Below are 23091 nucleotides of genomic sequence, written 5' to 3'. Positions count from 1 at the left end.
CGCACGCGGCGCACACCACACCTCGAGAGGAGGACCTTCAGATGGCTCTGGCACTCACGATCGACGGCTCGACCGTCCACGACATCGCGTCGCTCTACGTCGAGCTGGACCGTGTCTTCATGCCGGACGAGGACTGGCGGCTGGGGGAGAGCCTCGACGCTCTCGACGACCTGCTCTACGGCGGCTTCGGTGTGCTGCACGGCCAGGACGACGTGCACGTAACCTGGGCGGACCATGCGGTCTCCCGAGCGGCTCTCGGTGCCGAGACGACACGCGCCTGGTACCAGGCGAAGCTCGACCGACCGGAGGTCTACGCGTCAGGTCTGGCGGAGCGGGCGCTCGCGGCCCTCGACGCCGGGACAGGTCCGACCTACTTCGACCTCGTGCTGGAGGTCTTCGCAGGTCACCCTGAGCTCCGGCTCACGCTCGCCTGAGCCGCTGAGAGCAAACGCGTCCAGTCCGTCGAAGGGCGGGGACGCGTCGCGCCCCCGCCACGGCTCATCGGACGTTGCAGTGCTCGCAGATCCGCCAGCCGCCCGTGCCGTCCCGGCGGTTGCCTGCCGGGATCTGCTGCCCGCTCGGGCAGTCGTCGTAGATGTGGTGCACGTCGGGGTCGGACTGGTTGGTCGAGTGGTAGGCACCTACGTACATCTCAGGCTCCTTTGCCTGGGCCCGGCCGCCGGGTGCGGCACGGTGGGGATGTGAGCCGCCTCGAGGTGCTGGCGGCTGGGCTCTCGGTGGGAGGCGGTCGTCGCGACCTCTGACCGGAGCCTCGTCCTACACGTCGGAGGGTTCTGGGTCCTCGGCAGACCACTCGCCGGTCCCGCGCGGGTCACCGAGGTGCCAACCGATGATGTCGAGCGCCCGCAGCGGCGTGACGGTCGGTCCCGTCGCGAGAGCGGCCAGCGCGGTCCAGTGCTCGAGCTGGGCCGTCAGGTCCTCCTGTACCGCCGCGACCCACAACCGGGTGAGGTCGGTCCAGCTGCGGTTCTTCGTGTCGGGGACCGGCGCGCCGTGCGCGTAGACGTAGCAGTGGCGGATGTTCCGGTCGTACAGCGGGAGCAGCCCGGGGCGCTTGCGGTGCAGCGCCTTGGACAGCTTGGTGAGGCTGATGAACTTCGGCTTGCTCGTGTCGAGCACCCCGTAGAGCTGGGCGATGCTCTCGAGCGTCCCAGGCGTGGCCTCGTCGAGCGTGACGTCCGTCGGGATCTCAGCGAGCCGTTCGTTGAGGACGTCGAGGATCGACTCGAAGCCGTAGTAGCTGCCGATGGCGTTCTGCCCGGCGTTGAGCAGCGCTGGCGCCAGCAGGTCGGCCGCGCCGAGCTCGGGCCCGTCGTGCCCGGGGTAGCCGTCGTACGCGGGATAGGCCCAGATCCGTCCCGGGTTCGTCACGTACTCGCGGACGTACTGCTGCGCCTTCTCGAGGCTGGTGTGGGTGCCCCCGACCCGGATCGTCGTCATCCTCGGAGCGTAAGCCCCTGGTGTTCTCCTGGTGAGCTCGCGACGACCTCAGGAGCGGGCGAAGTCTGCGGGCACGCCCCGGAGGCGCTGGTCCCACCGCGCCGCAGCCACCCACCGCGCCGCACCGATGGACCGTCATCGATCGCTTCTGAACCGACCGTCGCTGCGGTGGCGACGACGACCCAGGCGAGCAGCAACGGCAAGGACGCGGCGGCAAGACCCATGAGCGCCGCAGACAGCGTGAGGTACCCGATGCCCGACAGGACGAGGGCGACCGCCGTGACTACCGTGACGACCATCAGCGCTCGCCCACGCCGCACAGCCCCTGCGCAGACCGTCCCCACCAGCGCCGCGAGGACCAGCATCTTGACCCCGTCGACGCGGCTCACCATCTCCCAGAGGGCGACGGACCCGGTGCGGTACGGGTCGACGGCGAGACTGACCTCCCCGGCGAGCTGGTCGAGGGACAGCACCGCGGCGATCGTGGCGAGCGCGACGACCGGCCGCCGCGTCCGACCCGAGGACAGCGAGAGGCCCAGCAGCACGAGGAACGCGGCAGCGGCGCCGTGCACGAGGACGGCGAAGACGAGGACACGCGTCTCGTCCGAGAACGCGAGCCCGATCTCGGCGGCCGTGGCGTCCGGTCCGAGCTGTGGCCCTCCGACGAGCAGCCCGGCGACCCAGCAGGTGACGTACCCGACGGCCACCGCCCACCGCGCGCGTGCCGTCTGGAACCGCGTCGCCGTGGTCATGGGGGTGACGCTAGCGGTCGGTGTGCGCACACCAGACGGCTGCTCGCGGAAGACTGCCTGAACGTCCGGTGACCAGCAGGTGAACCGGCGGGAGGCCGAAGGGCTCTCCGCAGGCCCCGATCCCGACTCCGCGCTGCGACCCGCCCCGTGACAGAGTTCTCCCCATGGTGCTCACCCGATGACCCTCATGCTGCTCGTCACCACGGGACTCGTCTGCGCCGTCGTGATCCGGCTCTGGCTGCCCGCGCGCGAGAAGATCAGCACCGCCGCCACCACCATCGGGTCGGTGACGGCGGCGCTCGTCGTCGGGCTGCTCGCGAACGCGGTGGTCGGCGGCGCCCTCGGGGAGGTCCTCGCCGTGGTCTTCGGTGCGGGTGCGGCCCTCGGTGCGACGCACGTCGGCGCGAACGCCCTCGCTGCCGGCCGCGAGCGCAAGCGCCGTCGTGGCACCAAGGACAAGCCGCCGGTGCTGCAGCGCATCGAGGACTTCACCGAGGCGCACCCGGTGTCGGTCGGGTGGTTGAACGTGCCGCTGCTCGTGGTGCGCTGCGCCCGGCGGATCTCGCACGTGCGGGTGACGGGGCTGGCCGCGGAGATGACGTACTACGCGCTCATCTCGATCCTGCCGCTGGTGACCGCCTTCGGTGCGGCGCTGGGCTCGCTCGAGCGGTTCGTGGGGCAGGAGAGGGTCGAGCAGATCCAGTCGACCGTGGTGGACCAGGTGGTGCGGGTGTTCGACCACCAGATCGGTGCCGACGTGCTGGCACCGCTGGTCGAGGGGCTGCTGGGGCAGGAGCGCACGGGAGTGGCCATCGGTGGCACGGTCGTGGCGCTGTGGCTCGCCAGCCGCATGTTCCGGGCGGCCATCCGGGCGCTCGACGACGCGTACACCGTGGAGGAGCGTCGCAGCTTCGTCCAGCAGGTGATGCTGGGGCTGGCCCTGGCGCTCGGCGCGGTGCTGACCCTCGTGGTGCTGCTGAGCATGCTGGTGATCGGCCCGCTGCTGGGCGGCGGCGAGGAGATCGCGAACCTCTTCGGCCTCGGCTCGGTGTTCACGTCCGCGTGGGAGCTGCTGCGGTGGCCCGCGGTCGTGCTGCTCGCGGTGGGGTTCCTCGCGCTGCTGTACCGCTACGGCCCGAACGTGTCGACCACCTGGCAGCGTTGCCTGCCGGGTGCGGTCGGCGGGACGATCGGCCTGCTCGTGGTGGCCCTCGGCTTCCAGGTGTACCTCGGGGCTGCCGGCTCGAGCGTGCCGGGGGAGGACGCGGCGACCCAGACGGTCGCGATCGCCGCGCAGACCATCGGTGCGATCCTCGCCGCGGTCCTGTGGCTGTGGGTGAGCAGCATCGTCATCCTCGCCGGCGGCGTCCTCAACGCCGAGGTGCAGCGAATGCGCGGCACGACCCCGCCCGAGGTGGCTCAGGCGACGCCGGAGCCGGTGGAGCAGGACGACGAGGCTGACAGCGCCCACGAGCCCGACAGCGCCCACGAACCCGACAGCGACCACGTGACTGACAGCGTCGCCGGTGATCCCTACACTGGCGCCCATGACCTCAGTCGACGACGCTGACCAGGCCGGATGGGTGACCGCTGCGGGCAGCAGGGCCACCGGTGACACGCTCCCGACGGGCTGGCTCATGGCCGCCGCCGCGCACGGGCCGCTCGGACGCGACGACGAGGGCTTCGTCGCGCTCGAGGAGAGCGCCGACCCGGAGCGCGACGTGCACGTCCGCACCCTGCGCCTGCGCGCCCCGCACGACGCGCAGCTCACCCGTCTCCCGGCCCGGCTGCACGACTTCCCGAACCTCACGGACCTCACGATCGGCCCGTACGTCGAGCCAGACCTCGTCAAGGCTCTGGACCAGGGCGGGATCCCCGGGTCGGTGACGACCTTGACGGTGCTCACCGGCGGGCGACCGACCCGCTGGCCCAAGGGCCTCTCCCTCCCCGCCGTCCGCTCGTACACGACCGACGGTCCGTCGACCTTCGCGGCCGACACGTTCCCGTACCTCGAGCACGCCCACCTGGCCCCGACCAGGACGTCGTGGGCCGCGCTGCTCTCCCTGCCGACGCTCTCCACGCTGCAGCTGCGCACCGTGCCGCTGCCCGCTCCTGAGATCTTCGAGGCGGTCTCCCACCTGCCCCTCGTGGACCTCGGCCTGCTCGGCGGTCGCAAGATCACCGACCTCACCGGGATCGACCGGCTGTCGGGCCTGCGTCGGCTGCGCCTGCAGAGCCTGCCTGCTCTGACCTCGATCGCCGCCCTGGAGAGCCTCGAGCACCTCGAGGAGCTGCGCATCCTCTACTGCTCGCGGATCCAGGACGTCGAGACCGTCACGCGGATCCCGTCGCTGAGCCGGTTCGACGCCCACGGCTGCCAGGGCATCGGGCTCGAGGCCCTCGAGTCGTTCCTCGACGAGCACTCTGCGCACCGCGGGCACCGCGCGCTCGGCTGAGCAGCGGAGACTCTCGCCGGATCCTCCTCCAGACTCCACCCATCCGCCCTGCTCCAGGCTCCGAACTCTCCATGACGTCCCTCCCGGGGCGTCCACGAGACCGCACCGAAGGAGCACCTCATGGACATCTGGACCGCACTGATCGAAGGCCCGCTCATCCAGGGACCGCTGATCGACTTCGGCGGGATCCTCAACTTCCTGCAGATCGGGCAGTTCCAGTAGGACCCCACCCAGGCCCGAGGTCCGTCGGGACGACCGACGCAGCGACACGAGGTCCCGCCCGAGGGCGGGACCTCGTCTGTGAGGAGAGCGACGAGTGACGAAGCACGAGCAGGACGCCCAGACCGAGACGACCGCCACGAGCACGACAGCCCCGGACGTCGGTGACAGCGCCGAGACGTCAGATCTGCGCCTGCCGCTGACCCCCGCCCAGCGAGGCATCTGGTACGCGCAGCAGCTCGACCCGGGCAACGCGACGTACCAGATCGGCCAGTACCTGGACGTCGAGGGCCCGGTGGACCCGCGCCTGCTGAGCATCGCGCTCACCAAGACCGTCCGTGACATCGACTCGATCAGCATGCGCTTCCGATCCGACGACGACGGCCCGCACGCCGTGATGCGCCGCCCGGAGCCCACCGACGACCTCCTCGAGGTCGTCGACCTGCGCTCCGAGGACGTCGACACCGCCGTCGAGAAGGCCCGCGCTCTCATGGACGCGGAGATGGCCACGCCGCGCGACATCACCGGCGACGAGCTCTTCGGCGCGATCCTGTTCCGTCTCGCGGGGGACAGGTCGCTGTTCTTCCAGCGCGTCCACCACATCACGCTCGACGGCTACTCGGCCGTCATCGCCCTGCACTACCTCGCCCGGGTGTACACCGAGCTCGACAAGCGCGCCCCGACGGGTCTGCTGCTGCGACCGCTCGCCGGACGCGTGGCCCGCACGGCCGCGAAGACCCCCTCGCCGTTCCCCGGCCACCTCGAGCTGCTCGACGCCCTCGAGGAGTACCGCACGTCGGAGGAGTTCGCCGAGGACGAGGCGTTCTGGCGCGAGACCTTCGAGGAGGAGACCACGGTCGACGGCCTCGAGGGCACCACCGGTCGTGCTGCGACCCGTGTGGTCCGCGTCGCCGTGCCGCTGACCGAGACCCAGGCGGCAGCGCTCGCCGCCCTCGGTCGCGACCTCCCCAAGACGATGGTCGGCATCATCGCCGTGTACCTCGCCAAGATCACCGGCCAGGAGACCGTCTCCCTCGGCCTGCCGGTCACGGCCCGCCGCGGCAAGGTCGCCAAGTCGACCCCGTCGATGCTGTCGAGCATCCTGCCGGTCCGCGTCGACGTGTCTGCGTCGGCCACCGTCGCCGAGACGATCCAGCACGCCGGCTTCGTGCTGCGCGGGGTCGTCAAGCACCAGCGCTTCCGCACCGAGGACCTGCCGACCGCCCCGTCGCAGGCCGGCCCGTCGGTCAACCTGCTCCCCGTCATCGACGCGCTCGCCTTCGGCTCCGCTCGCGGCGAGGTGCGCATCCTGTCGACCGGCCCGGTGCACGACCTTTCCTTCGTGGTCTCCGGGCTCGAGAGCGACGCCGCGGTCCCGACCGTCCAGCTCGAGGGCGACGCCGCCCTGCACACCGTGGAGAGCCTCACCGAGCACGCCGATCGCCTGCTCGCCCTCGTCGACCAGGTCGTGGCCCAGCCCGACGACCTGGCCGTCACCTCGGCACGCGTCGTCGCCGACGACGAGGTCGCCGGTCTGCTCCAGCAGGGTGCCGGCCCCGAGCTCCCCATCGAGGCCGAGACCGTCCTGGAGGCCTTCGCCGCGGCGGCCTCCCAGCGCGGCGACGACGTCGCCGTGGTGGCCCCCGACGGGCAGCTCACCTTCGCCGAGCTCGACGCCGAGTCGACCCGCATGGCCCACCACCTCCTCGCCCAGGGCGTCGAGACGGGCCGCTGCGTGGCCGTGCGCATCGAGCGCAGCAAGCACCTCCCGCTCCTCGTCCTCGCGGTCCTGAAGGCCGGCGGCGTGTACGTGCCGCTCGACCCGGAGTACCCGATCGACCGCGTCGCGGGCATGATCGAGGACTCCGAGCCGGTGCTGCTCCTCACCAGCCACCGCCAGGCGGAGCGCGACCGCGCTGCCGGCGCTCGCTGGACCGTGCCATCCGTCGCCGTCGACTCTGACACCGCCGGGTCCTGGCGTCGGTGCAGCGACGACGCGTCGACCCTCCCGACGCTGCACGGCACCGACCTCGCCTACGTCGTGTTCACCTCCGGCAGCACCGGACGCCCCAAGGGCGTCGGCGTCGAGCGTGTCGCGCTGCGCAACCTCTTCCAGCACCACCGGACCGAGCTGTTCGACCCCGCGGCAGAGCGCCTCGGGCGCCCGGTGCGCGTCGCGCACACCGCCGGCCTGTCCTTCGACGCCGCGTGGGACCCCCTGCTGTGGCTGTTCGCCGGCCACGAGCTCCACATGATCGACGACGACGTGCGCCGTGACCCCCAGCGCCTCGCCGACCACCTCTCCGACGCCGGCATCGACTCGATCGAGACCACGCCGTCCTTCGCCGAGGCCCTGCTCGCGGCCGGCCTGTTCGACCGCGACCCGCACCCGACCGTCGTCGCCCTCGGCGGCGAGGAGGTCGGCCCCTCGCTGTGGGACGCCCTCGGCGCCCTCGACGACGTGCACGCCGTGAACTTCTACGGCCCCACCGAGGTCACCGTCGACAGCCTCGTGGCGACCATCACCGCCGGTGACCCCCACATCGGGACGTCCGTGCGCAACAGCCGCCACTACATCCTCGACGCGAGCCTGAGCCCCGTCCCGGACCGCGCCGTCGGCGAGCTGTACCTCGCCGGGGTCAACGTGGCCCGCGGGTACGTGGGCCAGCCCGGCCTGAGCGCCGAGCGCTTCGTCGCCGACCCCTTCGCGAGCGACGGCTCCCGCATGTACCGCACGGGCGACGTGGTGCGCCGCCGCCACGACGGCTCGCTGCGGTTCCTCGGTCGTATCGACGACCAGGTCAAGATCCGCGGGTACCGCGTCGAGCTCACCGAGATCGAGGCGGCCATGCGCCGCCAGGACGGCGTCGTCGGCGCCGCGGCGATCGTCCAGGGCGAGGGCCCCGCGGCCCGCCTCGTCGGGTACGTCACCGGCGAGGGCGACGGCGCGGCCGACGGTGGAGCCGACGAGCGCCTGGGCACCCGGGTCCGCGACGCGTTGCGCGCCGACCTGCCCGACTACATGGTGCCCAGCGCCGTCATGACACTGGCGGACCTGCCGCTGACCCCCAACGGCAAGCTCGACCGCCGGGCCCTGCCCACCCCCGGGCGCAGCGCCGACGACTCCGCCCAGCAGCCCCGCACCGCCGTGCAGCGGACCGTCGCCACGGCCTTCGCCGAGGTGCTCGGCGTCGAGTCGGTCGGCATCGAGGAGGACTTCTTCGCCGCCGGCGGTCACTCGCTGCTCGCGACCCGTCTCGCCTCGGCCCTCACCCAGGCGCTCGACGTCACGGTGACCGTCCGCGACGTCTTCGAGAAGCCCACCGTCGCACAGCTCGCCGGCCTCACCGCGTCGGGCGACGACGAGGAGCTCGCCGCCGACGGCACCGCGCCCCGACGCGCCGCCCGCCTGGCACCTGCCGCCCGCCCGGACCGCCTGCCGGTCTCGCTGGCGCAGCGCCGCCTGTGGTTCCTCAACCGCCTCGAGCCGGCGTCGGCCGCATACAACATCCCGGTCGTGCTGAACCTCGCCGGTCGCCTCGACGTGGCCGCGCTCCGCGCCGCCTTCGGTGACGTGGTCGCCCGGCACGAGCCGCTGCGCACCGTGTTCCCCTACATGGACGGCGAGCCCGTCCAGGTAGTCCTCGACGGCGACGACAGCACCGTCCCCTTCACCTCGGTCGACGTGCCCGCCTCGCAGGTGGACGCCGTGATCGAGCAGGAGGCGCTGCGCCCCTTCGACGTCACCGAGCAGACCCCGCTGCGCGCGGTGCTGCTGCGGACCGCGCCGGACACCCACGTGCTCGTCGCGACCATGCACCACATCGCCTCCGACGGCTGGTCGCTGGCGCCCTTCGCCCGCGACCTCTCCGTCGCGTACGCGGCGCGCGCCGCCGGGCACGCCCCTGAGCAGTCGGACCTTCCGGTCACCTATGCCGACTTCACGCTCTGGCAGCGCGAGCACCTCGGCGACCCGGACGACGAGTCGAGCGTCCTGGCCGAGCAGCTCACCTACTGGAACCGCGCCCTCGCCGGTGCGCCGGACGAGATCAGTCTGCCGCGCGACCGCTCTCGCGGCGCCGCAGACCCGAGCGACCCCGAGCAGAACGGTGTCGGCGAGGTCGCCCTCGAGCTCGACCCGCAGCGGCACGCAGCGGTCCGCGCTCTTGCCGCCGAGCACCGCACCAGCGTGTTCATCGTGCTGCACACGGCGCTCGCCGTGGCGCTCGAGCAGCAGGGCGCGGGCGAGGACGTGGTCCTCGGCACCCCCGTGGCCGGACGCGCCGACCCGCAGCTCGACGAGCTCGTCGGGTTCTTCGTGACGACCGTCGTGCTGCGGACCTCCCTGGCGCAGGACCCGACCCTGGCCGAGGTCCTCGGCCGCGTGCGGGCCGGAAACACCGAGGCCTACGCCCACCAGGACGTGCCCTTCGACTCGCTCGTCGACGCCCTGCGCCCGCCGCGCGTCGCCGACCGGCACCCGCTGTTCCAGGTGCTGCTCACCCTGCAGAGCAACGAGCCGGCCGAGCTCGACCTCGACGGCCTGGCGGTCACCGTCCCCGGGCAGGTGACGAGCGCCGGCGTCAAGGCCGACCTGCTCGTCGACTTCCAGACCCCCACCGGTGACGACGGCCCGCTCGTCGGGGCCCTCGGCTACGACCGCGCGCTGTTCGACCGCGCGACCGCCGAGCGCCTGCGCGACGCCCTCGACCGGGTGCTCACCGCGATCGTCGACTCGACCGACAGCCGCCTCTCCGACCTCCCGTCGGTCGACGCGGAGACCGCCGAGCGCCTCGCCGAGCAGAGCACCGGGCGTGAGCTCGCTGCCGGTGGGACGGTCCTCGACCGCCTCGCCGAGACGGTCGCGGCGCACGGCACCGAGCCGGCCCTCGTCGACACGCACGGCAGCCTGGACTTCGCGTCCCTCGACGTCCGTGTCGACGCCGCCGCCCGCGGCCTGCTGTCCCTCGGCGTGACCCGCGGCGACCGCGTCGCCGTGGCGCTCCCGCGCACCTCCGACGCCGTGGTCCTCGTCCTCGCCGCCCTGCGCGCCGGGGCCGTCGCGGTCCCGGTCGACGTGGCCTACCCCGACGCCCGCGTCGTGCAGATCCTCACGGACAGCGACTCCCGGGTGCTCGTCACCGACGACGCCGACCGCGCGAGCACGCTCGTCGGTCTGCTCGGCGAGGACGGCGACGTCGAAGACGAAGACCAGCTCGTCGTCCGCACCGCCCAGGACGTCGTCGACGCCGGCTCGCCCAGCGACGGCACGGCAACCGTCTCGCTCCCTGCGGCTCCGGCCCCCCGGGACGTCGCGTACCTCGTCTACACCTCCGGGACCACCGGCACGCCCAAGGGTGTCCAGGTGCCCCACTCCGCCCTCGCGAACGTCCTGGCCCAGCACGAGGACACCCTCGTCGGCCCGCTCCGCGAGCGCCTCGCGGGTCTGAGTAGCGCCAGCGAGACGACCAGCGCTACCAGCACCCCGCGCCTCCCGCGCATGCTGCACCTGTCGGGCCTGGGCTTCGACGCGGCCTGGGACCCGATCCTGTGGCTGGTCTCCGGGACGACGCTGCACATGGCTGACGACGCGACGCGCACGGACGCCGAGGCTGTCGTGCGGGCGGTCGTCGAGCACGGCATCGACGTCCTCGAGACGACGCCGTCGTACGCCCAGCAGCTCGTGACCGTCGGTCTGCTCGACGGTGCGGCGGACCGCGAGGTCCCGCTGCTCGTCGCCGTCGGCGGCGAGGCCGTGCCGACCGCGCTGTGGGACCGCCTGGCGGCGGCTCCCGGTGTCGACGGCTGGAACCTCTACGGCCCGAGCGAGTTCACGGTGGACTCGGTGCTCGCCCCGGTCGAGGCCGGCCGGGTGACCATCGGCGCGCCGATCGCGAACGTCACGGCGCGCGTCCTCGACTCGACGCTGCGCCCGGTCCCGCCGGGTGTCGAGGGAGAGCTGTACCTCTCTGGTCCTTCTGAGGCGCACGGGTACCTCGGCCGCTCGGCCGAGACCGCGTCGCGCTTCGTGGCCGACCCCAGCGGCGACGGCACCCGCATGTACCGCACGGGTGACGTGGTGCGCCGGCGCCTGTCGGGCGAGCTCGAGTTCGTCCGCCGCGACGACGACCAGGTCAAGCTCCGCGGCTACCGCATCGAGGTCGAGGACGTCGAGCGCACCCTCGAGCGCGCCGACGGCGTCCGCACCGCGGTCGCCCGCGTGGTGACTCCCGGCGGCCCCGACACCGCGCGCCTCGTCGCGTGGGTGGTGGGCAGCGCTGCTGGTACCACGGGCACTGCGCTCGCCCCCTCGGCGCTCGACACCTCTGCCGTCCGTGCCTTCGCGGCGGCCGAGCTGCCGGACTACATGGTCCCGACGTCGATCACCCCGATCGACGCGGTGCCGCTGACCCCGAACGGCAAGGTGGACGTCGCCGCGCTGCCCGAGCCGGGCGACCGCGGGCCGTCCCGGGCTCCTGAGACCGACGACGAGCGTGCGCTCTGCGCGATCGTCGGCGACGTCCTCGGTGTGCGCGACGTCGGTCTCGACGACGACTTCTTCGCCCTCGGCGGTCACTCCCTGCTCGCGGTGGCCCTCGCCGGCCGTGTCCGCGACGAGCTCGGCGCGACCCTCCCGCTGCGCGCCGTCTTCGACGCCCCGACGCCGGCCGCGCTCCTCGCGCTGCTCGGCCGTGGGTCGTCGGGTGCTGGTGCTGGCGCAGACGCCGCTGGGGCCGGTGCTGCCGGTACGAGCGTTGCTGCTTCAGACCCTGCCCCTGGCCTGCGTGCCTGGGTCGCGGCGAACCCGCGCCAGGACGGCGAGGAGCTGCCGCTCACGTCGGGCCAGGCGCGCCTGTGGTTCCTCAACCGGCTGGACCCGAGCTCGGCGGAGTACTCCGTGGTGCTGCAGGTCGAGCTGTCGGGCGACCTCGACGTCGCGGCGCTGTCCGGTGCCGTCGACGACCTGGTCGACCGCCACGAGGTGCTGCGCACCACGTACCCCGAGGTCGACGGCCGTCCGGTCCAGCGCGTGCACCCCTCGCCCACCGGGCTGATGGGTGACGAGCCGGTCGACACGAGCGTGGGCTTCGACCTCACGGTCGACCAGCCAGTGCGCGCCGCGCTCGTCGCGACCGGTGACCACCGGTGGCGTCTGGACCTGGTGATCCACCACGTCGCGACCGACGGTGCGTCGCTCGCCCCGCTGGTCCGTGACCTCTCGGCGTCGTACACCGCGCGCCGCAGCGGCTCTGCCAAGCTGCAGCGCCCGCTCGAGGTCCAGTACGCCGACGTCGCCCGCCGCGAGCACGTCGGTGCTGACTCTGACGCCACCTCCCAGCACCTGCTGGACGCGTGGGTCGAGGGCCTGGCGGGTGCGCCGGCCGAGCTCGACCTGCCGGCCGACGGCCGCCGTCCCGAGACTGCCGCGCAGCCCGCCGGGCTGCTGGAGTTCGAGATCCCGGCTGACGTCGCACGTCGTGTCTCCGCTGCTGCTGCGCGCCAGTCGGCGAGCGGGTTCCACGGGTGGCTCGGCGGTCTCGCCGGGTACCTGCACCGCATCGGTGCGGGCGACGACGTCGTCATCGGGTCACCCTCGGCGGGCCGGACCGACGCTGACGTGGCCGACCTGGTCGGGTTCTTCGTCAACACCCTCCCGCTGCGCATCGACCTGACCGACGGGGCCCCGAGCCTCGCCGACGCGATCGAGCGCGCCCGCTCGGCGACCCTCCAGGCGCTCGAGGGGGAGTCCGTGCCCTTCGAGCGCATCGTCGAGGCTCTCGCCCCCGAGCGTCGTCTGGGTCGCCACCCGGTGTTCCAGACCATGCTGTCCGTCGAGGAGCCCACCGGGATCAGCCTCGACCTCGAGGGCGTCAAGGCACGCCCGGTGGCCCCGGGCACGACCGGCAGCGCGAAGGTCGACCTGTCCTTCACCCTGCGCCCCCGTGGCGCAGGTGCTGGTGCTGGTACCCGAGGTGCAGACGGAGCCGGCGCTGCCGGAACACGTGGCGAGAGCCCGACCTCCGGCTCTGACACCTCCGGCACCGTCGACGGCGTGCTCGAGTACAACGCGGCGATGTTCAGCGTGCACGCGGCCCGTGGGCTGGTCGACCGGTGGGTCGACTTCCTCCGCGAGGCGGCGGACGCGCCCGACGAGCCGCTCGTCGACACCGTCCTGTCGCAGAGCACGCTCGCCCCGCTCGACGCGTGGCCGTCGGTGTGCGAGCCCCGTCCGGTCCTCGACGTCTTCGCCGAGTCGGTCCGCCGCTTCGGCGAGCAGGTCGCGCTCGTCGGGCCCGGGGAGGCGTACGCGGCGGAGTCGCTCGACTTCATCGACCTTGACGCCCGGGTCTCGGCCCTCGCCGCCGGGCTGACCGCGCACGGGGTCGGCGCTGGTGACGTGGTGGCCCTCCGTCTGCCCCGCTCGACCGACACCATCGCCGCACTGCTCGCCGTCTGGCGTGCAGGTGGCGTGGTTGCCCCGGTCGACGACGAGCTCCCCGCCGAGCGCGTCGCCAGCATGCTCCGCAGCGCAGCCCCGCGCCTCGTCGTCCACGTGCCAGAGGCGCAGGGCGAGCCTGAAGGGCAGAGCGAGCACGAGCCGCAGGGTACGCACCAAGGGCAGAGCGAGGGGCACGTCTCCGACCTCACCCACAGCACCGATCTCACCCACCGTGCCGCCGAGGAGGCAGGTCTCGACCGTTCCCAGGTCGTCGCCCTCGCCGACCTGCTCACGCGGGCGGGGTCGTCTGACAGCTCCGATGTCGTTCCTGCTCCTGCTGCTAGCACCACCAACCCGTCCCTCGACGACCCCGCCTACCTGATCTTCACCTCGGGCACGACGGGCGAGCCGAAGGCCGTCCAGGTGCCGCACGCCGCGCTGGCCAGCCTCCTGGTCTCGCACCGTGCGACGCTCATGCCCGACCCTGCGGTGCGTCGTGCCGTGATGGCGCACACCACCGGTGTTGGTTTCGACGCCGCGATGGACCCCGTCCTGTGGCTGGTCGCCGGTCACGAGCTGCACGTCGTGGGCGACGAGGTCCGTCGCGACCCGGAGGCTCTCGTCGAGCTGTTCGAGCAGCGGGAGATCTCCGCCTGGGAGACGACGCCGAGCTATGTCGCGGCGCTCGCCGGGCAGACCTCGCTCACCACGCTGCTCAACGCCCGCTCGCCCGAGGCTCCGTTCACGATGCTGCTCGGTGGCGAGGCGCTCGACGCCGGGCTGTGGGACTGGCTGCGCGAGCGGCCCGCGGTCGAGGCGTGGAACCTCTACGGACCGACGGAGGTGGGTGTCGACTCGCTCGTCGCCCGCGTGTCCGAGGCCCCGAGCCCCGAGCTGGGCGCGACGACGCCGCACACCATCGGCTACGTGCTCGACTCCCGTCTGCGCCCGGCCCTGCCGGGCAGCGTCGGCGAGCTGTGGCTCGCCGGCAGCCAGCTGGCCCACGGGTATGCCGGGCGCGGGGGAGCGACGGCCGAGCGGTTCGTCGCCGACCCCTTCGCCGCCGACGGCAGCCGCATGTACCGCACGGGTGACCTCGTGGTGGTCCGTGACTCCGTCGACGGGCGCCGTCCGAGCGTCGTGACGCTCGGACGCAGCGACGGCCAGGTGAAGATCCGCGGCCACCGCGTCGAGCCCGGCGAGGTCGAGGCGCTCTTGCGCGCCGCCGACGGCGTCTCGCAGGCCGTCGTCCGCCCGGTCGAGACCGCCCGTGGCGTCAGCCTCGGCGCGTGGGTCGTGCTCGCGGCGCAGACTGCAGGAGGCGGGTTGGAGCACACCGCAGGACGGCCGTCGGCGGAGCCCGCAGGAGAGGCGCCGGATCACACCGTCGAGCACGGTGCAGACCACCTCACCGCCGACCTCATGGCGGACCTCCGCTCGCGGGTGCCGGACTACATGGTCCCGGCGGCGGTCCGCGTGGTCGACGAGATCCCGCTGACCCCCAACGGCAAGGTCGACGTCCGGGCCCTGCCCGAGCTCGAGACCGTGGGTGCTGGCGGCCGTGCCCCGGCACCTGGTGCGGAGAGCGCCGTCGCCGCGGCCTTCGCGAAGGTCCTCGGGGTCTCGGACGTGGGTGCTGACGACTCGTTCTTCGAGCTCGGTGGTCACTCCTTCGTTGCGCAGCCGGCGATCACCGCGGTGAACACGGCGCTCGGCAGCTCGCTGCCGGTGCAGGCGCTGTTCCAGGCCCCGACGGTCGCGGGGCTCGCGGCCCTCGCGGGGTCGGGGACCGCGGACGTGGCGGACAGCCTGCGGACGATCCTCCCGCTGCGCCCCGAGGGCACGGGCGCTCCGCTGTTCGCGGTGCACCCGGCCAGCGGTGTCAGCTGGAAGTACTCGGTGCTGCTCGGTCGTCTGTCCACGCGGCGCCCGGTGCTCGGGCTGCAGATGCCGGGCATCGCGCCCGACGAGCCGGAGACTGCGACGGCGGAGACGCTCGACGACCTGCTCGACGAGTACGTGGCCGCGATGCGCACCGTCCAGCCCGAGGGGCCGTACCACCTGCTCGGCTGGTCGTTCGGCGGTCGTCTGGCGCAGCACCTGGCGGCACGCCTGCAGGCGCAGGGCGACGAGGTGGCGCTCGTCGCGCTCCTCGACGCCTACCCGACCGAGGAGTCGGCGCTCGAGGGGGTCGCCGGTGGCGACGCCATGTGGCGCGGCTTCCTCGACGCCAACGGCATCACGGCACCCGACGACGTCGAGCTCGACGTCCGGACGGTGCTGGCGATGCTCGGTGAGGCGGGCAACCCGCTCGGCGACGTCCCCGTCGAGTCGATCGAGCGCAGCGTCCGCCGCTTCGTGCGGATGGGCGAGCTGTTCGACACGACGCCGGTGCCCGAGCTCGAGGGGGACCTGCACGTCTTCGAGGCCACGGAGGAGGTCCCGGCCGGTCGGCCGGAGCCGTCCGCGTGGGAGAAGCACGTCCGTGGCTCGGTGACGTCCAGCACCGTCGCCGTGCGCCACTCCGACATGCTCAGCGACGAGGCGATGGACGACGTCGCCCCGGTCCTCGACGAGCTGCTGCGGGGCGTGGAGCAGGAGTAGGGACTTCTGGTTCCCGGGAGGTCAGCGGGTCTAGCACCCGAGACAGCCTCAGACGGCCGTCGCACGTGGCGAGATCTTCGCCGTGCGGCGGCCGTCGTGCTGCCTTCACGTCTGGGTGCGACACAGGCCCGGCGTCTGCCCTCCGACCTGTCGGGGCGACCGTGCGTGGATCCTCACGCGTCGTCGCTCTCTCGACGATCGGGGCCTGGGCAGGTGTGCGATGTGGCGACTGTGCCCCCGGTCACACCGCGTGACCTCTTCGTGATCTAGACCCATCCGCGCCGGTGGGGGCGTCGAACCACCCCCGACGACAGCTCCCCGACAACAGCCGACAGACGACGAGAAGAGGAAAGACGATGACGAACCCCTTCGACAACGACGAGGCGCAGTTCAGGGTCCTCGTGAACGGCGTCAACCAGCACTCCCTGTGGCCCGAGTTCGCCGACGTCCCCCAGGGTTGGGTGGCCGTGTTCGGTCCTGCCGCGAAGGACCAGGCCCTCGGGTACGTGACCGAGCACTGGCAGGACATCACTCCCGTGCACGACCAGGAGCGCATCGCGTCGTGATCTCCATCCACGGACTCACCAAGCGATTCGGCGACTTCCAGGCCCTGGCCGGGGTGGAGCTCGAGGTGCCCGAGGGCAGCGTGCAGGGCCTGCTCGGCCCCAACGGCGCCGGCAAGACCACGACGGTGCGCGTGCTCACGACACTCCTTGAGCCTGACGCGGGGGAGGTGACGGTCGCGGGGCACTCGGTGCGCACGGCTGGTCACCTCGTCCGACGCAACCTCGGGGTGTCGGGGCAGTACGCGGCCGTCGACGACAAGCTCAGCGGCTTCGAGAACCTCACCATGGTGGGGGAGCTGTACGGCATGCGGCGCTCGCAGGCGAAGGCCCGGGCGCGCGAGCTGCTCCGCGACTTCCGCCTCGACGACGTGGCCGACTCCAAGCAGGCCGGCTCGTACTCGGGCGGCATGAAGCGCAGGCTCGACCTGGCGGGTGCGATCGTCGCCCGCCCTCCCGTCGTGATCCTCGACGAGCCGACGACCGGGCTGGACCCGCGTGGGCGCCGGGACACGTGGGACGCGATCGAGTCCCTCGCCACCTCGGGGACGACGGTCCTCCTCACGACGCAGTACCTCGAGGAGGCCGACCAGCTCGCGGACAAGATCGCCGTCATCGACGCCGGGGCCATCATCGCCGAGGGGACCGCGACCGAGCTCAAGGCCCAGGCGGGCGGCGCGTGGATCGACATCGTCATCGCGCCCGGCTCGGACGGCGCAGCGGCCCTGGCCGCGGCACGTCGGACCGCGCAGGACGCGATGCTCGACGAGCGCTCGCGACGTCTCACGGCGCGCGCGACCGGTGGCAGCGACGCGTTCCGCGCCGTCCTGCACGCCCTCGCCGACGCGCAGGTCGACGTCGCCGAGGCGGCGCTGCGTCAGCCGACCCTCGACGAGGTGTTCCTCCGTCTGACCGGCAGCACCGCCACCGAGGCGGGTGCTGAGGCTGACTCGGAGGCGCACGACGACGGTGCTGGTGATGCGGACGTACGAGACGGCGACAGCCGAGACAGCGACGGTCATGACGGCGAGCGGTCGCCCGAGCCGAGCCGCGCACGCCGGCTCCAGACGACCGGCTCGTCCGAGAGGTCCGGTGATGCGGCCGAGACGGGCGCCACCGAGAGTCCTGACGGCGAGCCCGACAAGACCAGCAAGGTGGTGGTGTCATGAGCACGCTCCAGAGCGACGAGACGAGCGCGAGCGCGACCGGGACGAGCGCGACCGCGACGAGCTCCTCCGGTGGTGGTGCGCCTTCCCAGGGCACCGGTCTGCAGACCGCCGTCCCGACCTCGGTGATCGAGATCCCCGAGGTGCGCGGGGGCGTCCTCGCCCCGCTCGTGTCCGCGGTCCGTGACGGCTGGGTCGTCGCGCGACGCAACGTCGTGAACGTGCGGCGGACGCCTGGCGCGCTCGTGACGGGGGTGGCGCAGCCGATCATCTTCGTGCTGATCCTGGCGTTCGTGTTCGGCGGCGCGCTGGGGGGCGACGCGTACCGTGAGTTCCTCATCGGCGGCATCCTGGCGCAGACGCTGACGTTCAACTCGTCCTTCACCGCGGTCTACCTCGCGAAGGACCTGCAGTCCGGGCTGATCGACCGCTTCCGTGCGCTGCCCATGTCCCGGGTCGGCGTGATCCTCGGGAGGACGACGTCTGACCTGGTGACGAGCGGCATCTCGATCGTCGTGATCGTGCTGTGCGGGCTCGCCATCGGGTGGCGCGTCGACAACGGTGTCGGGCAGGTGCTCCTCACCTTCGGGCTGCTGGTGCTGTTCGCCTTCGCGACGTCGTGGATCGGTGCGGCCATCGCGCTCACCGCGCGCAGCGTCGAGGTCGCGCAGAGCCTCGGTCTGCTGTGGCTGTTCCCGGTGTGCTTCATCTCCGGTGCTTTTGTGTCCGCCGACATGCTCCCGGGCGTGCTGCGGACGATCGCCGAGTGGAACCCCGTGACTGCTGTCGCGACTGCGGTCCGTCAGGGCTTCGGCAACGAGCCTCCCGCCGGCTTCGAGGTCGCTGATGGCTGGGCCGCGCAGAACGCGATGCTCTACGCCTTCGTGTGCTGCATCGCGATCATCGCGGTCTTCGCCCCGATCGCTGTCGGCCAGTACCGGCGCATCAGCAAGCGATGATCACCCTGCTCGACGCGTCCGTCGACGACGTCCTGGCCGCGTGCGGCAGGCTGTCGGCGGCGGGCGCGCTCGTGGGTGGTGCGGTGCCATCTGTGCAGCGAGCGTCGTCTGTCGACCGGGCTTCGTCTGTCGACCTAGCGTCGTCTGTCGACCGGGCTTCGTCTGGCGACCAGGCGTCGTCTATTCACCGGGCTTCGTCTGTCGAACGGGCGTTGCCTGGCCACCCCGCGTTGACTGTCGACTCGGCGTTGCTGGGCGACCAGGCGTTTCCTGACCAGCAGGCGTCGACTGACCAGACGGCAGCAGCTGTCTGTCCGACATCGGGCGGCGTCGCTGCGCTCGGGCACGGCACTCAAGCGCTCGACGGCCTGGTCCGGAGCGGCCCCGCGCGTCGGACGGCTCTCGAGGTCGAGGCCGCCCAGCAGCTCGTCGACCCGGCTGACCGGGAGGCCGCGGCACGTCGCCAGCGTCCCGACGATGCGCGCAGGACGCTGGCAGGCCGCGTCGCGCTGAGGCTGCTGGTCGCCGCGCGCCTGGGTGTGCCGTTGAGCCTGGCGCCGCAGATCGTCGTGGACAGGACCTGCAGCACCTGTCACCTGCCGCACGGTCGCCCGCGCGTCGCGGGGCTGTCGGTGAGCACGTCGAGCTCTGAGCAGCGGGTGCTGGTCGCCGTCGCCGACGAGGGGACGGAGGTGGGTGTGGACATCGAGCGTGTCCCGTCGACGGTCTTCGACGGCTTCGACGACTTCGTGCTGCACCCCGACGAGCGAGAGCGCTTCGGTCCGGTGACGCGCGGGGCCTCGGGGACTGCTGCTCGTCTGTCGTGCTGGGTCGAGAAGGAAGCCGTGCTCAAGGCCGTGGGCGTCGGTCTGGCGTCACCACCTCACGAGCTCCTCCTCGCAGCGCGTCCTGACGACGCAGTGCTGCCGACACGCGCCGACATGATCGGCCCGTGGGAGTGGCGGCTCGTCGAGCAGGCGGGAGCGGCCGAGGCACTCGGGCTGTCCGTCACCGAGCTCCCGACGGAGCCTGGCTACAGGTCCGCGATCGCAGCGCGTGTTCCGGCGCGGATCCATGCCGTCGACATCACCAGCATCGCGATGCAGATCGCATCATCTGAGGGCTTGAGGGCTTGAGGGCTTGAGGGCTTGAGGGCTTGAGGGCTTGAGGGCTTGAGGGCTTGAGGGCTTGAGGGCTTGAGGGCTTGAGGGCTTGAGGGCTTGAGGGCTTGAGGGCTTGAGGCGGTGCTGCCCTTCGGCATGATCATGGCGGAGGCGCGGAGGCGCGGAGGCGCGGAGGCGCGGAGGCGCGGAGGCGCGGAGGCGCGGAGGCGCGGAGGCGCGGAGGCGCGGAGGCGCGGAGGCGCGGAGGCGCGGAGGCGCGGAGGCGCGGAGGCGCGGTGAAGCGCTGCGCGGCTCCCTGTCGCCGATGCTGAGCGACCCGGCTCAGAACGGTGGGTCGTCGGCGAAGGAACTCCCCGGGTCGGGAGGTGCGTGTGCTGTGCTGAAGGGTCTCGCCCCGCGTGAGCTGCGCACCTCGTCGGGGGCGGGGAGCTCGAGTGCGGGATGGTCGGTGTAGGTCCGACCGGTCGGCGAGGACCAGGCTGCGATCCCGTTCGGTCTGCCGAGCCCACCGGGGCGCATGCTGACCGTCCACCGGGTCTGGTGCTTGACGCGGTGGTGGTGCCGACACAGGTGGATGAGGTTGTCGTGGGCGGTGGTGCCGTCGTAGGCCCAGTCGACCACGTGGTCGATGTCGCAGCGCGCCGCTCGACGTTGGCAGCCGGGGAACCGGCACGTCTCGTCCCGTAGTCGGAGCCACCGTTTGAGGTCGGCCGGCACGGTGTAGGCGTCTCGTCCGACAGAGAGGACCACCCCGGTCTCGGGGTGGGTCAGGATGCGGGTGAACGACGGGGCACGCGCGGCGAGGTCCCGTGCCGTGGGGGCATCGATCGGACCGTAGCCCTCGAGGTGGCCGGGCTCCTCTGAGGCACCCAGCAGAGTCATGACGGGGACGGTCACGGCGACCGTCGGCCGGATGCCCCGCATCGACGGCAGGCCCGACGACGGGGTGGACACGTCGATGTCCTCCGCGGATGCTCCGCCAGAGCCAGAGCCAGAGCCAGAGCCAGAGCCAGAGCCAGAGCCAGAGCCAGAGCCAGAGCCAGAGCCAGAGCCAGAGCCGGAGCTGATGCGGCACGGGACACCGGACGGAGAGTGCTGTGTCGAGATGTCGTCGTCGAGGAGGAGTGCGCTGAACACATCAGCTCGCAGCTGTGCGAGCGTCCGCGGGTCGTCTGGGCCCTGGAGGCTGGCGGCTGTGTCGGTCAGACGGTTGTAGATGGCGGTCGCCTGCCCCGCAGGGAGGTACTGGTGCAGCCACATCATGCCGTCGTGGGCTGGCTCGGTCTCGACCCGCCGCTCGAGGAACCGCTCCCGGTGACGGTCCTCCAGTGCTCGCGGATGAGCCTGCTCCCGCTGCCGCCGCGCGTACCTCCGCAGCGCCGACACCGTCGTGATCTTCGCGCGCTCGACGAGGACAGCCTCGAGCGTCTGGCAGTCATCGGGCTCGAGGGTCGTCGTGGCATCCAGGATCGCGCCGACGTGGCGGTAGGTGATGTCGCCCTCCCCGAGAGCCTCGAGCGTCGCCGGGTGATGGTCGACCAGCACCTCTGCCTCGTGGACCAGACCGTCCATCGTGACCTCAGGGGTGCGGGTTGCGCACGCCATCTCGAGCGTGACGGACTTTCGGGCGTACGACCGCCCCGAGCGGATCGCGGCCGCGCGCTCGCGGTCCTCGGGGTCGACGGGCCCGAGCGCTGGGTCCAGCTCCCGCGCAGAGTCGACGGCCCAGGTGCGAGCAGCCTCGATGGCTCTGACGCGTCGGGCGTGGGCTGAGGCGATCGCACGGTCGGACGCGACGACCTCGTCGAGGAGCTCGTCCAGGATCTCTGAGCGCGCCCGCCACCACGGCATGCCGCTGGCGACGAGGTCCGCGACGCGGTTCGTCAGGTCGGCAGGAGAGTGGCTCGAACGCATGTTCGAATACTACCGTTCGGGGGTTTTGGGTGGCAAGGGGGAGTTGTGAGGCTGTGGATCGTCGCATGGCGGGCGCCTGACGTCGACCACCGGGCACAGGCGCGGGGGTGGCGCTGAGGCGTCCGCGCGGCGGCGCCCGCCCCGCGCACCGTTGCACCGCTCCGCGCCCTCGTATCGCCCACCCTTGCGCCCTGTCGCCACCCCGCGTAACGTACAACTTTATGGTTGTAGATCAGTGGGCCGACGAAGAGGTCGACCGCGTGTTCCAGGCGCTGGCCGATGCGACACGGCGCGACATCATGGCGCGCGTCGTGGAGCGCGGTCAGTCCGTGTCCGCGCTGGCTCAGGACTACGACATGAGCTTTGCCGCCGTGCAGAAGCACGTCGCGGTCCTCGAGCGCGCGACCCTCGTGACCAAGGAGCGACGCGGGAGGGAGCAGATCGTGCACGGGAACGTCGACGCCGTCCGGAGGGCTTCACACCTGCTCGGCGAGTACGAGAAGATCTGGCAGCTCCGAGCCCAGCAGATCGACGTACTGCTCGCGGAGGGATGAAGCACCAGCAGGGCGAGCGGCGCCGTCTGGCACCACGACAGCCCGCACGAGCCCACCCCGCCGCGACACCACCGCACCACGACAGCCCGCACCGCATGACAGCAGCACCGCACCATGACAGCCCGCACCGCATGACAGCTCCACCGCACTACGACAGCAGCAGAGAACCCCGGAGACCAGCGACCGAGAGCACCAAGGCCGAGAGCACCAGAGCCGAGAGCACCACGACGGAGAGAAGGACGACCATGCCTGTAGTGAGCAGTCACAAGGATCCTGAGAACCTCACCCTGACGATCGTGTCAGAGCACGCCGCCGACGTCGACCGTGTCTGGCAGATCTGGGAGGATCCGCGCCAGCTCGAGCAGTGGTGGGGTCCGCCCACCTGGCCCGCGACCTTCGAGGAGCACTCACTGGTCCCGGGCGGGCGCTCGCGCTACTACATGACCGGCCCCGAGGGGGAGAAGGCCGGCGGCTGGTGGACGATCCTCACGGTCGACCCGCCCCGGTCCTTCGAGTTCGAGGACGGGTTCGCCGACGAGGGCGAGGCGACCCCGACGACCGACACCACCCGCGCCGTCGTCACCCTCGAGCCGGTCGACAGCCGCACCCGGATGACCATCGTCACGACCTTCGCGAGCCTCGAGCACCTCGAGCTCCTCGCCCAGATGGGCATGGAAGAAGGCATGCGCGAGGCGATGGGCCAGATCGACGGGGTGCTCGCCGGCTGACGGAGGCACCCGACGCCGAGGGGCGACATCCCGCCGACCAGGCACGACATGCCTGGTGGCACGGGGTGTCGCCCCTGGTCGTCTGTCCGCTCCCTGGCCTCTGGGTCTCGGCAGGGTGGGATGACTACCGTCGGATCAGCCGGCGCAACAG

Annotated in this window: 14 protein-coding genes; 10 read left to right on the top strand and 4 right to left on the bottom strand. The window is 72.2% G+C overall.

The window, feature by feature from the left end; translation table 11 throughout:
* Positions 1-41: 41 nt before the first annotated feature.
* On the top strand, positions 42-434 hold the full coding sequence (locus SKED_RS09445; protein WP_012866920.1) for a barstar family protein: 393 nt from the start codon (positions 42-44) through the stop codon (positions 432-434).
* Between the two features lie 64 nt (positions 435-498).
* On the opposite strand, the gene SKED_RS20295 is transcribed toward SKED_RS09445, so the two are convergent.
* From SKED_RS20295 to SKED_RS09435, 3 genes are all read right to left on the bottom strand, one after another.
* Positions 499-651 carry a hypothetical protein gene (locus SKED_RS20295; RefSeq protein ID WP_012866919.1) on the bottom strand — a complete coding sequence of 51 codons (153 nt, stop codon included), beginning with the start codon at positions 649-651 and terminating at the stop codon, positions 499-501.
* Between the two features lie 126 nt (positions 652-777).
* The gene (locus SKED_RS09440) at positions 778-1461 is read right to left on the bottom strand and encodes a DUF6308 family protein (RefSeq protein ID WP_012866918.1); all 684 of its coding nucleotides are present in this window, start codon (positions 1459-1461) and stop codon (positions 778-780) included.
* Entirely contained in the window at positions 1458-2213 is a 756-nt protein-coding gene (locus SKED_RS09435; RefSeq protein WP_012866917.1) for a hypothetical protein, read from the bottom strand. Before SKED_RS09435 ends, SKED_RS09440 begins: the two co-directional genes overlap by 4 nt.
* Positions 2214-2391: 178 nt before the next feature.
* On the opposite strand from SKED_RS09435, the gene SKED_RS09430 reads away from it, so the two are divergent.
* From SKED_RS09430 to SKED_RS18990, 7 genes are all read left to right on the top strand, one after another.
* On the top strand, positions 2392-3783 hold the full coding sequence (locus SKED_RS09430) for a YihY/virulence factor BrkB family protein (protein ID WP_012866916.1): 1392 nt from the start codon (positions 2392-2394) through the stop codon (positions 3781-3783).
* A complete protein-coding gene (locus SKED_RS09425; protein ID WP_012866915.1) occupies positions 3761-4669 on the top strand; it encodes a hypothetical protein in 909 nt (302 codons plus the stop codon). The genes SKED_RS09430 and SKED_RS09425 overlap by 23 nt, the downstream gene beginning before the upstream one ends.
* A 316-nt stretch (positions 4670-4985) precedes the next feature.
* Positions 4986-15932: a non-ribosomal peptide synthetase gene (locus SKED_RS09420; protein WP_012866913.1), complete on the top strand. Its 10947-nt coding sequence runs from the start codon at positions 4986-4988 to the stop codon at positions 15930-15932.
* Positions 15933-16288: 356 nt separating this feature from the next.
* Positions 16289-16498, top strand: coding sequence for an MbtH family protein (locus SKED_RS09415; protein WP_012866912.1), 210 nt, complete (start codon positions 16289-16291; stop codon positions 16496-16498).
* Complete coding sequence (locus SKED_RS09410; RefSeq protein ID WP_012866911.1) at positions 16495-17664, top strand: daunorubicin resistance protein DrrA family ABC transporter ATP-binding protein; 1170 nt, start codon at positions 16495-16497, stop codon at positions 17662-17664. Before SKED_RS09415 ends, SKED_RS09410 begins: the two co-directional genes overlap by 4 nt.
* Complete coding sequence (locus tag SKED_RS09405; RefSeq protein ID WP_012866910.1) at positions 17661-18620, top strand: ABC transporter permease; 960 nt, start codon at positions 17661-17663, stop codon at positions 18618-18620. Before SKED_RS09410 ends, SKED_RS09405 begins: the two co-directional genes overlap by 4 nt.
* The gene (locus SKED_RS18990) at positions 18617-19756 is read left to right on the top strand and encodes a 4'-phosphopantetheinyl transferase family protein (protein WP_012866909.1); all 1140 of its coding nucleotides are present in this window, start codon (positions 18617-18619) and stop codon (positions 19754-19756) included. Before SKED_RS09405 ends, SKED_RS18990 begins: the two co-directional genes overlap by 4 nt.
* 309 nt (positions 19757-20065) lie before the next feature.
* On the opposite strand, the gene SKED_RS18985 is transcribed toward SKED_RS18990, so the two are convergent.
* Positions 20066-21658: an HNH endonuclease signature motif containing protein gene (locus SKED_RS18985; RefSeq protein ID WP_012866908.1), complete on the bottom strand. Its 1593-nt coding sequence runs from the start codon at positions 21656-21658 to the stop codon at positions 20066-20068.
* Between the two features lie 221 nt (positions 21659-21879).
* Here SKED_RS18985 and SKED_RS09390 point away from each other — a divergent pair, with 221 nt between their 5' ends.
* Complete coding sequence (locus SKED_RS09390) at positions 21880-22212, top strand: ArsR/SmtB family transcription factor (RefSeq protein ID WP_012866907.1); 333 nt, start codon at positions 21880-21882, stop codon at positions 22210-22212.
* Between the two features lie 245 nt (positions 22213-22457).
* Positions 22458-22940, top strand: a complete 483-nt coding sequence (locus SKED_RS09385) for an SRPBCC family protein (RefSeq protein ID WP_042437932.1) — start codon at positions 22458-22460, stop codon at positions 22938-22940.
* Positions 22941-23091 lie beyond the last annotated feature (151 nt).

Source organism: Sanguibacter keddieii DSM 10542 (assembly GCF_000024925.1).
Classification (GTDB): Bacteria; Actinomycetota; Actinomycetes; order Actinomycetales; family Cellulomonadaceae; genus Sanguibacter; species Sanguibacter keddieii.
The sequence above is the reverse complement of the archived record's forward strand: the minus strand, read 5'-3'. Positions and strand labels throughout refer to the sequence as shown.

What these genes read in the sequence shown, in the direction of transcription:
- SKED_RS09440 (WP_012866918.1), bottom strand. Translation starts at nt 1,461, where the DNA reads ATGACGACGATCCGGGTCGGGGGCACCCACACCAGCCTCGAGAAGGCG.
- SKED_RS09425 (WP_012866915.1), top strand. Translation starts at nt 3,761, where the DNA reads ATGACCTCAGTCGACGACGCTGACCAGGCCGGATGGGTGACCGCTGCG.
- SKED_RS18985 (WP_012866908.1), bottom strand. Translation starts at nt 21,658, where the DNA reads ATGCGTTCGAGCCACTCTCCTGCCGACCTGACGAACCGCGTCGCGGAC.
- SKED_RS09445 (WP_012866920.1), top strand. Translation starts at nt 42, where the DNA reads ATGGCTCTGGCACTCACGATCGACGGCTCGACCGTCCACGACATCGCG.
- SKED_RS09390 (WP_012866907.1), top strand. Translation starts at nt 21,880, where the DNA reads ATGGTTGTAGATCAGTGGGCCGACGAAGAGGTCGACCGCGTGTTCCAG.
- SKED_RS09385 (WP_042437932.1), top strand. Translation starts at nt 22,458, where the DNA reads ATGCCTGTAGTGAGCAGTCACAAGGATCCTGAGAACCTCACCCTGACG.
- SKED_RS09415 (WP_012866912.1), top strand. Translation starts at nt 16,289, where the DNA reads ATGACGAACCCCTTCGACAACGACGAGGCGCAGTTCAGGGTCCTCGTG.
- SKED_RS09430 (WP_012866916.1), top strand. Translation starts at nt 2,392, where the DNA reads ATGACCCTCATGCTGCTCGTCACCACGGGACTCGTCTGCGCCGTCGTG.
- SKED_RS09405 (WP_012866910.1), top strand. Translation starts at nt 17,661, where the DNA reads ATGAGCACGCTCCAGAGCGACGAGACGAGCGCGAGCGCGACCGGGACG.
- SKED_RS20295 (WP_012866919.1), bottom strand. Translation starts at nt 651, where the DNA reads ATGTACGTAGGTGCCTACCACTCGACCAACCAGTCCGACCCCGACGTG.
- SKED_RS18990 (WP_012866909.1), top strand. Translation starts at nt 18,617, where the DNA reads ATGATCACCCTGCTCGACGCGTCCGTCGACGACGTCCTGGCCGCGTGC.
- SKED_RS09435 (WP_012866917.1), bottom strand. Translation starts at nt 2,213, where the DNA reads ATGACCACGGCGACGCGGTTCCAGACGGCACGCGCGCGGTGGGCGGTG.